General features: G+C 65.0%; 13 protein-coding genes and 1 pseudogene. 5 read left to right on the top strand and 9 right to left on the bottom strand.

What is annotated here, in order from left to right; translation table 11 throughout:
* Window positions 1-1,083 carry an acyl-CoA dehydrogenase family protein gene (locus tag ABZW16_RS08955; RefSeq protein WP_354953795.1) on the top strand — a complete coding sequence of 361 codons (1,083 nt, stop codon included), beginning with the start codon at window positions 1-3 and terminating at the stop codon, window positions 1,081-1,083.
* 56 nt (window positions 1,084-1,139) lie between these two features.
* On the opposite strand, the gene ABZW16_RS08950 is transcribed toward ABZW16_RS08955, so the two are convergent.
* The 3 genes from ABZW16_RS08950 to ABZW16_RS08940 form a co-directional block, all read right to left on the bottom strand.
* Window positions 1,140-3,941, bottom strand: a complete 2,802-nt coding sequence (locus tag ABZW16_RS08950; RefSeq protein ID WP_354953793.1) for an aminotransferase class I/II-fold pyridoxal phosphate-dependent enzyme — start codon at window positions 3,939-3,941, stop codon at window positions 1,140-1,142.
* A 262-nt stretch (window positions 3,942-4,203) separates the two neighbouring features.
* Complete coding sequence (locus ABZW16_RS08945; protein ID WP_354953791.1) at window positions 4,204-5,409, bottom strand: cytochrome P450; 1,206 nt, start codon at window positions 5,407-5,409, stop codon at window positions 4,204-4,206.
* A gap of 229 nt (window positions 5,410-5,638) precedes the next feature.
* Window positions 5,639-6,325, bottom strand: a complete 687-nt coding sequence (locus tag ABZW16_RS08940) for a hypothetical protein (protein ID WP_354953789.1) — start codon at window positions 6,323-6,325, stop codon at window positions 5,639-5,641.
* Between the two features lie 144 nt (window positions 6,326-6,469).
* Here ABZW16_RS08940 and ABZW16_RS08935 point away from each other — a divergent pair, with 144 nt between their 5' ends.
* The gene (locus tag ABZW16_RS08935; protein ID WP_354953787.1) at window positions 6,470-7,705 is read left to right on the top strand and encodes a hypothetical protein; all 1,236 of its coding nucleotides are present in this window, start codon (window positions 6,470-6,472) and stop codon (window positions 7,703-7,705) included.
* Here ABZW16_RS08935 and ABZW16_RS08930 read toward each other — a convergent pair.
* The 3 genes from ABZW16_RS08930 to ABZW16_RS08920 form a co-directional block, all read right to left on the bottom strand.
* Window positions 7,683-8,663 (bottom strand): AraC family transcriptional regulator, encoded by a 981-nt coding sequence (locus ABZW16_RS08930; RefSeq protein WP_354953785.1) that lies wholly within the window; start codon window positions 8,661-8,663, stop codon window positions 7,683-7,685. The genes ABZW16_RS08935 and ABZW16_RS08930 overlap by 23 nt on opposite strands.
* A gap of 18 nt (window positions 8,664-8,681) precedes the next feature.
* Window positions 8,682-8,942 (bottom strand): hypothetical protein, encoded by a 261-nt coding sequence (locus ABZW16_RS08925; RefSeq protein ID WP_354953783.1) that lies wholly within the window; start codon window positions 8,940-8,942, stop codon window positions 8,682-8,684.
* Between the two features lie 97 nt (window positions 8,943-9,039).
* Complete coding sequence (locus ABZW16_RS08920) at window positions 9,040-9,570, bottom strand: hypothetical protein (protein ID WP_354953781.1); 531 nt, start codon at window positions 9,568-9,570, stop codon at window positions 9,040-9,042.
* A 562-nt stretch (window positions 9,571-10,132) separates the two neighbouring features.
* Here ABZW16_RS08920 and ABZW16_RS08915 point away from each other — a divergent pair.
* Together ABZW16_RS08915 and ABZW16_RS08910 are read left to right on the top strand one after the other, a co-directional pair.
* The gene (locus ABZW16_RS08915; RefSeq protein ID WP_354953914.1) at window positions 10,133-10,756 is read left to right on the top strand and encodes a three-helix bundle dimerization domain-containing protein; all 624 of its coding nucleotides are present in this window, start codon (window positions 10,133-10,135) and stop codon (window positions 10,754-10,756) included.
* A 42-nt stretch (window positions 10,757-10,798) separates the two neighbouring features.
* A pseudogene (locus tag ABZW16_RS08910) lies at window positions 10,799-11,020 on the top strand (class I SAM-dependent methyltransferase); the annotation flags it as partial.
* Window positions 11,021-11,040: 20 nt separating this feature from the next.
* Here the strand turns inward: ABZW16_RS08910 and ABZW16_RS08905 are convergent.
* Complete coding sequence (locus tag ABZW16_RS08905) at window positions 11,041-12,786, bottom strand: MOSC and FAD-binding oxidoreductase domain-containing protein (protein WP_354953779.1); 1,746 nt, start codon at window positions 12,784-12,786, stop codon at window positions 11,041-11,043.
* An 89-nt stretch (window positions 12,787-12,875) separates the two neighbouring features.
* Here ABZW16_RS08905 and ABZW16_RS08900 point away from each other — a divergent pair, with 89 nt between their 5' ends.
* Complete coding sequence (locus ABZW16_RS08900) at window positions 12,876-13,553, top strand: TMEM175 family protein (RefSeq protein ID WP_354953777.1); 678 nt, start codon at window positions 12,876-12,878, stop codon at window positions 13,551-13,553.
* A gap of 9 nt (window positions 13,554-13,562) precedes the next feature.
* Here ABZW16_RS08900 and ABZW16_RS08895 read toward each other — a convergent pair whose 3' ends face one another.
* Entirely contained in the window at window positions 13,563-14,441 is an 879-nt protein-coding gene (locus tag ABZW16_RS08895) for a DUF427 domain-containing protein (RefSeq protein ID WP_354953775.1), read from the bottom strand.
* Window positions 14,442-14,542: 101 nt separating this feature from the next.
* On the bottom strand, window positions 14,543-14,992 hold a 450-nt coding region (locus ABZW16_RS08890; protein ID WP_354953773.1), incomplete at its 5' end, for an alpha/beta hydrolase.

The raw sequence follows: 14,992 nt of genomic DNA, 5'->3' as shown, positions 1-14,992 counted from the left end.
ATGGACTTCAGTTTCACCGAGGAACAAAGCGATCTGGCCGGGCTGGCCCGGACCCTGCTCACCGACTGGACGACGAACAACACTCCGGACGGCACCGGTTTCGACCGGCCGCTGTGGGCAGCGCTCACCAGGGCCGGACTGATCGAGGCCGCGCTGCCCGCTCCGATCGGCGGCGGATTCGGTCTGGCCGAGCAGTGCACTGTGCTTGTCGAGATCGGGCGGGCCGTCGCCCCGGCGCCGTACCTGACGAGCGTCGCGGTGGCCGCTTGCGCGATCGCGACGTTCGGTGACGACGAGCAGCGGCAGCGATGGGTCGCACCGGTCGCGTCCGGAACCGCAACGCTCGCGGTAGCACTCGCCACCGAAGACAACCGATTCCGGGCCGAACCTGCCGCGACCGGCTGGCGGGTCAGCGGGATCCACAGCGCCGTTCCCATGGGAGCATTCGCCGACGCGTATCTGATCGAAACCACGACCCCGCAGGGAACACTGCTGCTCGTACTCGACCGCGACACCCCCGGTCTGCGCGTCACCGCACAACACGTCGTCGACAGCACCGACGCCGCACTGCTCGAACTCGACGGCGTTGCCGTGGGCACCGCGAACACCCTGGGGGCGCCGGGCAACGGCGCGGCCGAATGGGCACATCGTCGCGCGACCATCGCCACCTGCGCCTACCAGCTCGGCGTTGTCGAACGCGCATTGGAACTCACCAGCGAATACGCCCTGACTCGAAAGCAATTCGACAAACCCATCGGCTCGTTCCAGGCCGTCCGGCAACGCCTGGCCGACGCTCACATCGATGTCGAGGCAGTGCGCCTGACACTCTGGCAGGCAGCCTGGCGCGAAGCCCAAGGGCTGCCCGCAGACGCCGAAGTCGCCACCGCGAAGTTCTGGGCTGCCGAGGCCGGCCACCGCGTCGCACACACGATGGTGCATGTGCACGCGAGCATCGGCATCTTCCTCGAGTACCAGGTGCACCGGTACTTCCTCGCCGCCAAACGCAGCGAATTCCTCTTCGGCGCGGCCACCGAGCAGCTGCGGGTCCTGGCCGACGCCCTCTCGTCCGCTCCGAGTTCGTGACCGGGCCACAGACCTGAGACCCGGATGTGGCGGCGATTCGCCGCTCTGCTGGACGCCTACGAGACCCCTGACCCGACGGCGGCCGGCGCCGGCGCCGCCTTCGGCGCACCGTCGGCCGCTGCGGTACTTGTGTGCCGACCGGCGGCCAGCCGCGCGAGCGCGGCCTCGGTGAAGACCGACAACCCGAGGTCGGGGTTGTATCCGTGAATTTCCTTGACGTCGAGTTCGGCCAGGAAATACAGGATCTCCCGCGAGAGCACCTGGCCGGGGACCAGCACCGGGAAGCCGGGCGGGTAAGGGACGACGAAGGTGGTGGATACCAGGGTCTTCCCCTTGGCGAGCCGTCGCCCGGCGTCGCCGAGCAGAACATGTTCGCGGTCGGACTCCTCGTACCCGGCGTAGAAGGCCGATCGCATATCGCCGAACGAGCTGGCGCCGTCGGGACGAAATGTGCTGTCGAACTTACTGAAGTCGGGCAGTGCTGGCAGATACTTGGTGATCTCGTCGACCCGACGCTGTTGCAGGGCGTGATCGGCCTTACCGGCCGCGCTCTGGCTGCGCTCGAAGTCGGTAGCCACTCGGCGCAGCACGTCGAGCAGGTAGTGCACGCTCGACCAGGTGACACCGATCGTGAAGATCAGTAGCACACTGTTGATCGAGGTCTTGTTGATCTGGATGCCGAACCGGTCCATCAGGATCTTCTCGCGGAACTCGTACCCGTTCATGCCGGTCTTGCCGATGAACAGGGTGACCCGGGTCGGGTCGAGCACGAACTGATCGGAGCGCCACGCCTCGTTCCACTCTGCCAAGCCACCCTGCCTGACCTGCCGGTACGAGCTGACTTCAGAGGCCCGGAACTCGTCGGGCACCAGGTCGGCCTCATCGAGGATGCGGAACCACTTGCCGATCAGCCGGTCTTTGCGGACGCGGTGACGGAAGACCAGCGCCATATCGTAGACGTTCCGGACCAGCTGGAAGCCCTCGATGTCGACCTGCCGACGCGCCAGATCCAACGACGCCAGGAGTTGCTGGTTCGGCGAGGTCGAGGTGTGGGTCAAAAACGCCTCATCGAACGCCTCTCGGACCAGAGCTCGGAAATCCTGGTCGCGGACATGGATCATCGACGCCTGCCGAAGCGCCGACAGCGACTTGTGGGTGGAATGGGTCGCGTATACGCGCACCCGCGCGCGCCCGGGGTCGGGAAGCAGCTGGTGGTTGCTCCATTCGGCGCGGTCGACGCCCTGCATCGACGCACGCCACGTCCGGTATTCCTCGGCGTACCCGGGCGAGGACAATGTCGATTCGAGTTGCTCGGCGGCAACCATCGCGGTCCGCTGCCGTGCCCACGGCACTGCGGTCGCGAATGCGTACCACGCCTCGTCCCACAGGAAGCAGATGTCCGGCTTGATCGCCAGGACCTCCTCCATCACGCGCCGGGGGTTGTAGACGATGCCATCGAAGGTGCAGTTGGTGAGCAGCAGCATGCGCACTCGGTCCAATTGTCCGGCCGCCTCGAGGTCCAGCAGCGCCTTCTTGATGGTGTGCAGGGATACGGCTCCGTAGATCGCGAACGGCTCGAGCGGGTATGCGTCCAGGTACATCGGGTACGCCCCGGCGAGCACCAGGCCGTAGTGGTGCGACTTATGGCAATTGCGGTCGATCAGCACGATATCGCCCGGCCGGGTCAGGGCTTGCACGACGATCTTGTTCGCGGTGGATGTTCCGTTGGTGACGAAGTACGTCTGATTGGCACACCATGTCTTCGCGGCCTTGTCCATCGCCGTCCTGATCGTGCCGTGTGGGTCCAGCAGTGAGTCCAGCCCGCCGGAGGTGGACGACGTCTCGGCCATGAAGATGTTGCGGCCATAGAACTCGCCCATATCCTGCAGCGACTTGGAGTTGAAGATGCTGGCGCCACGCGCGACGGGAAGGGCGTGGAATTGGCCGACCGGCGCGGCCGCATAGGCCCGCAGGGCGTCGAAAAACGGTGTGGCGAACCGGGTCCGGATGCCGGCGAGCACCGTGCTGTACAGGTCGGTGACATCGTTGAGGCGATAGAACGTGCGGTCGTAGACGTCCGGCTCTGCTTCGGTCTCCGCGGCGATCGACTCGTCGGTGAGCAGATACAGGTCGATATGCGGCCGCAGCTGCCTGATCCACTCGCCGCATTCGACCCAGTTCTGGGTGCGGTCGGTCACCATCACGTCGTCGTTGGCGCCGAGCAGTGTGGTCATCAACGGCACCCGGTCGCGCGAACGAAGTGGCAGGTCATGCCGGATGATCGCCGCCTGAATCTCGCCGTTCAACGCGACGGCGGTGATGGCGTCCTCGATGCTCGACACGACGAGCAGCTCGAACCGCACATCGTCGGACGGGTCGCGCAGCGCCCGCAGGCTCTCCGCCAGGCTCTCGGGAGCCTCGGGCGGGGAATCGTCACCGAGCAGGACGGTGAAGAACTTTTGCTGTTTTGCCCGCGCCACGAGTTCCTGATCGGCCAACGGCACGGAGGTGTCGAATACCGCCGCACCGTCGCCGTACTCGGAGAGCAGGCGCACGGCCAGCGACACCTCCTCGGTGAGCCGCGCCGTTGCAAGATCGGCGAGATATCCGCGAAATGCTGCCAGTCTCGCCGCGCCCGGGTACAGCCAGTACCGCTCGTAGGCGCCGAGACGATCGAGGAGGCGCCGCACCCGGGCGGCTTCGTGGGTGGTGTCCAGCCCGGCCCGGTTGACATCGGCGAGCCGACGGCACGCGTCATCGAGCAGATTCCACGTGTCGATTCGCGAGTACGACGGGTTCGCTACCGCCGCCAGCGCGGAAACACTAAGCCCTTTCGGGCGCTGTCCGTCTCGGTGCATGTCGTCAGTTTCGCCACTCGATCGGTCGGCGAAGTGATCTGTCGAAGACGATAGATCACCCTGGAACACTCATCCCACAATATTGTCCCTCGCCGTCGAGCAAATTCCTAGCTGTCCGGCAGTCGTGGCGGCGGCCCCGAGGCTGCCGCGCCGATGAGACCGGCATCGGCCCCGAGTTCGGCCACCGCTGCGCCCTCAGCGAGGGCCGCCTCGATGCCCTCCACCGGGCCACGACTCCATGTGTGCGACCGGGACGCCGACTTCACGCAATGGGTTTCAAATGCACTGGGAGGCACAGCGGTCCGGACGTCATGAACTGGGGCGGGTACGGGAGCTGTTCGGGATCGCAGGCCAGGCTCAACTCGGGGAACCGGCTGAAGAGTGTGGCCAATGCGATACGGATCTCCAGCCGGGCCAGGGGCGCGCCGAGACAGACATGCGGCCCGCGGCCGAAGGCCAGCTGATCGCGGTGGTCGTGGTCGATATCGAAGGTATCGGCATCGGGATAGTGCTCCGGATCCCGGCCGACTCCGCCGTACCACGTGATGAGCGCACCCGCGGGAATATCGACTCCGGCGATCGTGACATCTTGCAGCGGATAGCGGAGATTGACGGTGAACACCGACGAGCGGTAGCGCAGGACCTCCTCCACGACATCGCTCCACCGGTCCTCGGCCTGGGCCTTGGTGAGCTGATCGGGGTGGGTGCACAGCGTGATGATCGCGTTGCCGAGCAGGTGCACGGTTGTCTCGTGCCCGGCCGCGATCGCCAGCCACAGCATGCTCACCATCTCGTCGGTTGTCAGGCCACTCCCGTCGGGCTCGAGCAGCGCCGTGGTGAGATCGTCGCCGGGCGTGCGCCGTTTGCGCTCGATCAACTCCGCGAGATATACGGTCATCGCCTGCATCGCTGTCTGCATCTGCTCGGCGGTGCTGGTATGCGATACGAGCGTGGTGGTCCAGTCCCGGATCAGTTCTTGTTCGTCTTCGGGAACCCCGAACAGCTCGCAGATCACCCGCACAGGGAGCGGGGTATTGAACGCGGAGACGAGATCGACCGGGCCGTTGTCGAGGGGGAATGCATCGATGAGTTCGTTGGTGATTCGCTGGATACGAGGTTCGAGCGCAGCCACTCTGGCGGGTGTGAATGCCTTGCTGATCGTCTTGCGCAGCCGTCGGTGATCCTCGCCGTCCTTGTTGAGCATGTGGTCCATGTCGGTGAGGGTGCGCATCGGCCAATCGGCCGGGATGGTGCCGTCATGCAGTGCCGGGCAGTTCTTGGCATTCTTGCTGAAGAGCGTTCCGTCACCGGCGAGCAGCTCGCTGGCGGCGCGATGACTGACCGCCGCCCAGACCGCAACGCCGCCAGGAAATTCGATGGGAACGATCGGACCGCGCTCGCGGATGCGTTCATAGGTCTGTAAGACCGTCTCGCCGGGGGTGGGCAGCTGGATGGCAGATTCCGTCATGTCGGCTCCAATGGTGTGATCGACAGGTGGCACGACAGATCGTGTGAGTGCGTGCCGGGTCAGTGTCGATCGCGAACGGATGGCTGGCCCGGCGAATCGGTATCTTGTGCCCGGTAAACGAATTCAGAGGCGCAAGAACATAACTCGGGGTCGGATCGTCGAACTGGTCGAGGCATGCATCGGCGAGGCGGCGGATCGGCACCGCCTCGCCGATGACGGGGTCGGATGGCTATGCCGGCGTGAGTGCCTTCATCAGCGCAGCGGCAGTGGCCTGGTCGATGCACGTCGGCTTACCACCGTTGGCTGAGTGGAATACACCGCCTTTGGTGTTCCCGGTGAAGTAGCACATCGGGAACCCTGGTTGGCCTTCGGTGAAGCTCAGTGGCGGCGCGAGGCCGTCGAGGGTCTCCTCGCGCAAAGCTCGCAGGCCCTTGATCGCATCCGCGCTCGTGGAAGACGGGCAGAGGTTGGCTGCTTTGGCCGCCGCCAGGAACAACTGCCCGCCTGCCCACGGCCACAGCAGCGGCGCGCTGAAGTCCCCACTGCCCCGCAGGCCCGGTATGTATTTGTCGAGGGCGTCGCCGAAGGCCTTGATGGCCGGAATCGAGTCATCGGTGTACATCGCGGCGATCCGCAGCTCCAATGTCGTCCGGTCGACAATGCGGGCCAACAATTCCAGTGCCAAGCCCATGGCCGGACCGATCCCGAGCACGCAAATCGCCAGGGCGAGTTGCCATACGACACCATCGATGACGTGCAACGTGTAGAACGCATACGCCGACACGGTGGCCATAGCGCCGTGGGCGAAGTTGAACACTCCCGACGTCTTATAGGTGAGCACCAAACCCATTGCGGCCAGCCCATAAACCGAGCCGGATACAATTCCGGCGATTACGAACGGCAAGAGATCGGCCACGATGTACTCCAATTCTCGCTGATCGCCGACCCGCCGCGATCGTGTGGAAGTGCCGGAGCGGACTTGCCTGACCTGGTCGGCTGCTGATCGACGGCTGGGGCGAGCTGTGCCAGGTCAGTGTCGACGGCTGTCGCACGTCTCGCCATGCAAATCCACAGCTCCTGCCTCGCAACAGAATTCGACGGCACAAAAACAAAGCCGGGCAACGATGCAGATGGTGGGAACAGCCGGTGCGTCACGAGTCCCCACCAGCGAGAACACTCGGAACCGTCACTGCCCTGTTCCGTCGCTAGAGTTCCCCGCACCGCATGGATGAAAGGACGGCCAACGGTGACGAATCTTTCTCTTCCAGTAACCTATTTGGTGGGCAGCGCCAATGCTCCGACACGCCAGACGGCGATGCGGAAATTCGAATCGCTGTGGCACTATCTGCCCTCATTTCCGGAGGGAGATACGGCTTTTCCCAGCTGGATCATGCCGCGCCTGCGTGCCACCTTCGCACTTCCGGGCATGACGAAAGTCGACAACGGAAATATCGAGCTGGGATACGAAGGTATGCCGAGCTACGAGTACCGGGGTGAAGCTGAACTCGAGATCCCTTCTGTGTTGCTGGGCTATTTCGAGCAGGCAGAGGCGGCCAAACCGATTCTGGACCGCATGATCCACGAGCACGGCGAACAGAAGCCCTATCAAGCGAATATCATCGACCCCTACGACCACGCTTTCTTCGCTCTGGGAGCGGCCGGCGTCACCGACCACTACGAGTCGTTCCGCAAACCGGCACTGGAGGAGATCGCGGCCATCCATCGGTTGTTCCACGGCGATGTGGTGTTCCAACTAGAAAGCCCCGGACGCACGGTGACGATGGAAACCATCGAGTCGCAGGAGGAACGCACGGCAAAGGCGGTCGCACTGGCGTCGGATCTGGCCGAGTTCGTGCGCCGTATGCCCGCAGGCGCCCGGGTCACCATCCATCTGTGCCGCGGCGATTGGGAACACACCAGCTGGATGAAGCAGATCAACGGATACGAACCGGTCGTCCTGCTGGCCAATGCAATCGTGGCGGAATGGCCCGAGGGCAGAACTCTGGAAGGAATTCATATTCCGCTCGCAGGCGCCGATGTGCTGCCACTCGTCGACACCCCGGATATGTATCGGCAACTGGAACAGCTGACCACCGATGTGCCGATCTATGCCGGCATCGTGCACGAGCAGGCCGATGCGGAACGAATCGTCACGGCACTGACACAGGCCCGGCAGTACTACAGCCGCCCATTCGGTGGCCTGAGCACATCCTGCGGTATGGCTCGGATGACCGAAGCCGAGATGGATCGGGCATTGCGGTTGCTCGCGGAGCTCATGGAGCGAGTGACCGGGTAGAGCTCTCTGTTGCGGCGGCATTCGGGCCGAGAGTCGCTGTCGGCCGGACCGTCTCGGCCAACCTGCGCTTGCGAAATTCTCGGGGTGTCTCGCCGTATCGTGCCTTGAAGGCGGCGGAGAACCAGGTGAGGGTGAAGCCGCTGCGTGCGGCGACCTCTCCGATTGTTGCTGTCGTCTCGGGGTTTTCGAGCATGGTCCGAGCCGCCCGCAGCGCTTCGTCCTGGCGCACTTCCCGATACGTGGTGCCCGCCTGATGCAGCGCGGTGCGCAGCTGTCGCGGCGACCAGCCCAATGCCCGCGCCGCCTCGGGCAGCCGGAGGTCCGCTGCTCCGATGTGCTGGCGCACGTACTGCCGGACGGTCTCGGCGAGCTCTGTCAAATGAGTCTGCTGTGGGCGGTTATCCCCCTCGGTCATCATGCATAGCAGCTCGGCGATCCGGTCGCAGACCGCGTTGAACTCCCGGCTCGTCAGCGCGGACTGTTCGGCATGCAGATCGCGGATCATGCCCGCGGCGATCCTGCCGAGACCCGAGCCGAGGTCGAGCACCGGACGTTGTAGGCCCGGTCGCGCGAACTCGGCGCGCGGCACCTGGAAGCCGTAGGCCACCGAGCCGGGAATATGCAACCGGCACTGCCGATCCAGTGCCACCACCGCCGCCTGCCCTGGCGTGATCTGGGTCATTCCGCGCTCGTCGGCCGCGGCGAACTGTCCCCGCTGCGGGACGACCACCCAGTAGAAGTCCTCGGCCGAAACCCGACGGATGTTCGACGGGGTGCGGAAGGCCAGCCGGTCACCGGGCTGATCCCAGCGCAGTAGGCGGTAGGTGGTTGTCTGCTGGACGGTCATGGCCACCTGCCAGCGCTCGGGTTCGCGGTAGCGATGATCCATCGGGACGAAACTGTTTGCGGTTTCGGTCCATTCGTCGACATCCGCGATGTCGAGCTCGTAGTACTCCATTGCGACACCTCGAATGGTTCAGCCGGTGACAATGATGAGGTCGGCTCCGCTGAACAGCAAGTCGGACGGGCGTGCTCGAGACGACTGCCGCGCCGGTACCAGACGCGCGGCCGGTGCGAGAACGCGCAATTCCCGCAGGAACACCTCGACTGCGAGCTGTGCCAACTGCTTGCCGGGGCAGACGTGTTTACCGCATCCGAAGGTCAGTGGAAGTTTGCCGGGGCCGTGCAGATCCAAGGGGTTCGGGAAGGCCCGTGGATCCTCGAATGGGAATTTCATTGTCAGATTATCGGTTTCGTTGAGGTTGATGGCCATGTACATCACGCCTGTTGGAAGGTAAGGGTGCGTCGATGCACTCGCGGGATCGGGAATTTGCTCACCGCGGCCGGCGGCGGCCGCATATCGCTCGACCGGCCGGGCGGTAGTCGGCTCGGTCGTGGAAGTGCCCGGTGACATGTACGGCACCTAGGCCGGGTGGTGTGTTGCGTGCTACTCGTTCCGCTGCGAGCAGGGCGAGGATGCCGGCGCCGGCCAGAATTGCTTCCGAGCGGTGCGCTCCGCCGAGGTTTCGTTCGGTCAGGGTCCCGCACAGGCCGTCGGTCGCCACCTCGACGGCCGCGACCGGGAATAGCCTCCGCACCGCTGTCACAATGTTGAATCCACTGTGCCACTGCGGAATTCCCGCTGGGGTGATCATTCCGGCCAACTTGTCGATCGGCCCTGCGCAGGCAATACCGACCGCGGCGATCTCGTCGTCTCCGGCGACATCGAGCAGCAGATCCCGGCAGCCGTCCCACACCGCATTCGCCGGTATCGGGATTCGCAGGATGTCACGCGTGCAGACGCCGCCGGCCACCCGACTCGAGGCGAATTCCGCCGGGCCGATGTCCAATGCCAGAACGGTCATGAATCATCCACCACCACAACGCCTTTCGTTGGTTGTGTAATGCGGGCAACAGGCGGGCCGGCTCCCTCATGGGGACCTCCGAGGTCGGTCGACCGTGCGCCTACCCGAGCAGTGTCGGCCACCGGTGCTCGCTGCTTCGACCAAGTACACATTCCGTGCCGATCAACGCAGATTCACTGCCCCTCAGCGTAAAACGAGCGTGTATTCGCGCCGGCTCCGACCGAGCGGCAACCGCCGCCACCTACACAGCAGGCGCATCAACCAATCGACGCGCCAGCCGGCCCGTACCGGGGTGGGGGCGTGCCATCGTCCGTGCACGTCGAGATGGATTGACTTCGCCATCCTGCGAAAGGCTGCTGCGCTAACGGTTTTCGCGACACGCATCGTACCGAGGGGTTTCTTCGGCGGTACGCCGTGTCGTAATCTGCGGGTTCTATCCGGTTCATCCCCAGTTCGGTTGCCGCGGAAGGGCGCCGGTGTCACCCTGACTGATGTGGTTACGCCCAAGCGGACGTACCTGGCCGGGTACGCCGAGATCACCCCGACCTACCGACTCCTCGATATCGTGCACGCCACCGCGCTCGCCCGCGCCGAGCGGCGGCTGCAGCGGGAGTTCACGATCTTGTTCGATGCCAACACGATTCACCGTTACCTCCACGACTCATACGCCCAGATCGGGGCGCGCGCGGCGGTGAAGCTGTATCTGCCCCTGCTGGCCGAGCGCTTCGCCCGGCAGCAACTGCACGCTCGGGCCAAGGTGGAGGGCCGCATCGAACACACGAAACCGGTGGTGCTGTTCCTGTGCGCGTTCAACGCGGGCCGTTCGCAGATGGCTCTGGGCTTCTTCGAGCATTACGCACAGGATCGAGCACTGGCCTGGTCCGGCGGGTCGGAGCCGAGCGGTGCGCTGAACGCGGCAGCGGTCGCGGCCATGGCCGAGGTGGGCATCGACATCTCCCACGAGTTCCCCAAGACCTGGACCGACGAGATCATCCTGGCCGCCGACATCATCATCACCATGGGATGCGGCGACTCGTGCCCGGTCGTACCCGGCGTCCGGCACGAAGACTGGATCGTGGACGACCCGGCCGGTTTGCCGGTGGCCGAGGTGCGACCGATCCGCGACGATATCAACCGACGCGTGATCGACCTGCTGGCCAGCCTCGACCTCGCGGTGGCCCGCTGACCGGCGAGAAATCGTGGTCCGAGCCCGCCGAGCAGTGCCGGATTCGCCGTCACCGGCATGCAGTCGATGGAACCGCACTACGCCACCACCCTCGACCATTGGGCCGACGCCTTGCACGAGCAGCGCGACCGCGCCATCGAGCTCACCGGACCCGACACCTACAACGCCTACCTCCGGTACCTGACCGGATGCGCCGACTACGCCCGCCGCGGCCGCATCGACGTCGTGCAATTCACCTGCACCAAACCCGGTACACCGCAGTGAACCAGATCGGACAATCCCCACTAGAGATCCAGGATGAGGTCCGTCTCTGGTTGTGAGCAACAGACGAGCACGGTGCCCTGCGCCGGAGGTTCCAGCGGTCGGGGTCCGTATCGGACCGCACCGGCGAGAATCGGTGTCTGGCAGGTGTGGCATACGCCGGTGCGGCAGGACCATTGAGTGGGTATGTCGCAGGCTTCGGCGAATTCGAGGACGGTGGCATATCTATCGTTCCACGGCAGGGTGAGCCCGCTGCGGGTAAAGGTGATGCGAGGCCCGGTGCCCGGGGGCCCGGCCGGTGGATGCGGGGCGGCGCGGGCGACACCGATGAGGCCGGGGTTGATCGCCGGCCGTGACCCGAACAATTCGGTGTGGATGCTGGCGGCGTCCAGGCCGAGTTCGGTGAGCGCCTCGCGCATGGCAGTCATGAACGCGTCGGGGCCGCACAGGTAGACGGTCGCGGCGGTGGGCAGGTCGAGGGCGGCCAGGGCATCGTGGTCGAGGCGACCTACGGTGACCGCCGGAGCCAGGTTCGCGCCAGAGCTTTCGCGGGTGTAGAAGACGTGCTCATGGCCGTGGACGAGGGAGCTCAGAAGTTTATGGGCCTCGTCGGCGAAGGTGTGCTCGGCAGCTGAGCGCGCAGTATGCACCCACCAGATATCGCGCGTGCTGCGGGCGGCGGCGAGTGTGTGCAGCATCGCCAGCACCGGGGTCACCCCGATTCCGGCGGACAGCAGGATCACGGGGTCGGTGTCGTTGTCCGCGGGTAGGACGAAATCGCCTCGCGGGGATGCGACTTCGAGCACAGCGCCGGCCCGGAGGCGCGTATGGAGGTAGGTACTGACGACGCCGTGCGCCTCGCGCTTGACGCTGATTCGGTACGCACGATCGGACGGCGCCGCGGACAGTGAGTAGTTGCGGACCGGTGGTGGGTGGGCTGCGCCGGGCAGGCGGAGGGTGAGGTACTGGCCGGGTTGCGGCCGGGGCAGCGGGCGGCGGTCCTCGGCTTCCAGGTAGATCGACGTCACGGCTGCGTTCTCGGGTACGACGCGGGAGACGCGCAGTGTCCGGAAGCCGGGCCAACCGACGGATTCGGTACCGGGCAGTGGAGTGGTGGGTGGTCTGGTCGCCGCGTCGAGCAGGTCGTGAAACGATGCCTGCCAGCCGGGGCTGAGCGCGGGGATGTCGACTGCTCTGCGGAGTTGGTCGGTGTCGCGATCGGGCAGGTAGAGCAGCGCGTCGATGGTGGCGACGCTCATTCGGTGCCGACCCAGGCGGCTACGGACGATCTCGTCACCGGCTTGCACGTGGCCTTCGGTGATGACCCGAAAGTAGAAACCGGGCCGGTGCTGGGCGACGAGCAGCGCAGGCATATCGGGTTCGCCCAGGCGCATGCCAACCCGGAAGCAGGTGACGCGGGGCTGGGTCACCTCGAATTCGGCGTCACCGATGCGATAGCGGTCGCCGATGTGGACTTCGTCGTCCAGTAGGCCGTCGACGGTGAAGTTCTCACCGAACCGGCCGTATTCGAGGTCGTCGCGTCCGAGGTAGTGCCGCCAGAAGTCGTAGGACTGACGTTGATAGACGAGTACGGCGCGTATTTCCCCGCCGTGACCCTCGAGATCACCTTGGCCGTCCCCGTCGATGTTGAGCTTGCGGACCATCAGCGGCCCCGCGACGGGGTATTTGAAGATGCCGGTGTGGACGGTCCGGCCCTGCCACGGCACGTCCTCGGGTAGCCCGATGTTGAGTGACAGTAGCCGTGGCATCCCGCTCGCCTCCCTCCTGCCACGGTGCGGCATCGGCGATGTTGTCGACCGTACCCGTTCGGCAGCGTTCGGTACCGCACACTGGGGCAATGGCAGAACCCGTTGGTGAGCAGAACAGCTCGACAGCCTTCGGCGCCGAGCGCGATCCTGCGCGAGTCGTCGCGTTCAGCGATGCCGTCATTGCCATCGCGGTCACTCTGCTCGTCCTGGAGATCCGCGTACCGGAAGATACCCAGCACCTGCTCCACGGCCTCGCCACGCTATGGCCGTCCTATCTCGCCTACGTCATCACATTCATGTTGATCGGGCAGATATGGGTCAATCATCACGTCATGTTCGACCACATCCGTCGTGTCGACCGGGTGGTGCTGTTCCTGAACACCGTGCTCCTGATGGACATTGCGTTCTTGCCGTTCGCCGCCTCCGTGTTGGCCCACGCCTTCCACGACGGGCACGGTCAGCGCACGGCGGTCGTGTTCCACGGCCTCACCTTCGAATTGGCAGCCATTCTGTTCAATGTCATTTGGGACTACGCGCGTCGAAACCACCGGCTGCTCGCCGCCACCATTGATCCCGGCGGCGCGCGAGCCATCGCCTGGCGATTCCGACTGGCCCTCGCCTGGATCGCAACTGGAATCCTGCTGGGCGTCGTGCTGCCCATTCTCGGCCTAGCCGTGATCGCCGCATTCATTCCCTTCTACTGGCTGCCTATATCGGGCGAGACCGCCAGGGCGAAGCGACGGCGCGCCCGCCGCGGGCAGCCATGACCAGAAGGGCTACCGAGGCTGGATCCGACTCCGCTGTCGCAGCTCGTCGGGGTCGAGGCCGCGGTCGATGCCGTGCGGAATGACGATTTGGCCCGGTTCGAGGACGAGCTTCCTACCGTCGAGGTACACGTCGACGATGTCGGGTTCGAACGACACCCACCCCGACACCGCGGCAACCTCGGGCCATGCCTCCAGGTACGACCATGCGGCACGCTTGCACTGCCCGATGTCGTAGTAGCTGGCCAGGCCCTTGTAGGGGCAAAACGTCTGGCCCTGCACCGGGGTCAGGGCGGAGTCGTCGATATCGTCGCGGGGGACATACCAGCGGGGTGCGAAGCCCGATTCGTAGAGCGCGACCGGACGTCGTGTCTCGGCGACGACCCGATCACCGTCGCGGACGACCAGGTGTCGCGAGGTCCGGCGCATGTCGATGCGGTGGTAAAGGTCGGCCGCATGGCCGACGATGCGGTCGTCTTCTTCGTAGAAGGCGTCCATCGACCGCCAAGCGAAGGCGACGCGGTCTCGCAACACGGTGGCGTAGGCCGGGAGGTCGGTGAACTGCCAGGCGGCTCGCTGCGCCTGATCGTCCGCGGTGTGAACGCTGAACCACGTCGTCGTTCCGAGGTCGCGATGTTTCGTCGTATGCGACTCCGGCACCAGGACGCCCTCGCGAACATCGGCGCGCGGGAAGTACGCGACCGGGTAGCGGCCCGGCTCATGCAGCAGGACGACGTCCTCGCTATCGGCCATCCACTGCCCACCGAATTGCACACGCATCCGTCTGCGGAGCGGTTCGGCGAACAACAGCCGTTCCGGCAGCGGCTCGGCCACCAGGAACTGCCCTACCGACCTGTCCGACAACGGTCCTTGCTGCCATGCCAGACCCATTGCCTTCTCCCTTCGTCCGGCCGATGTGCTCACTGGAGGCGAATTCGCGCGATATGGGGCTCGGCGTTCTCTTGGTCAGCGCCCTGGGGATTCTGCGTAGGTCAGCGAGTGACGGTTGCGCGGCTCATGAAGTCGCGGATCAGTTCGGCGACATCGTCGCCAGCACTCTCCAGGAGAAAGTGCCCGCCATCGAGCAGGTGGATTTCCGCGTCCGGTACATCCTCGGCAAATGCCCGGGCGCCTTCCGGGCCGAAGATCTCGTCGCCTTTGCCCCACACCGCCAGCAGCGGCGGCTGGCAGCGGCGCAGATACTCGTGCAGCGCCGGGTACATCGGTGGATTGGTCGCATAGTCGCGGAACAGCGCAAGCTGGATGGCGTCGTTGCCCGGCCGCGACAGCAGCGCGAAGTCGTGATGCCAGGTATCCGGGCTGACCAGGCTCTCGTCGGCGACCCCCGATGTAGTGTCAGTTTCTTGATTTGTATTATCTTGCCCATCAACGTTACTTGCATCCATACGTTTAATATCCTCATAAGACATTTCATGAATAGC

The sequence above is a fragment of the Nocardia sp. NPDC004604 genome, from assembly GCF_040609795.1.
GTDB lineage: Bacteria > Actinomycetota > Actinomycetes > Mycobacteriales > Mycobacteriaceae > Nocardia.
The sequence above is the reverse complement of the archived record's forward strand: the minus strand, read 5'-3'. Positions and strand labels throughout refer to the sequence as shown.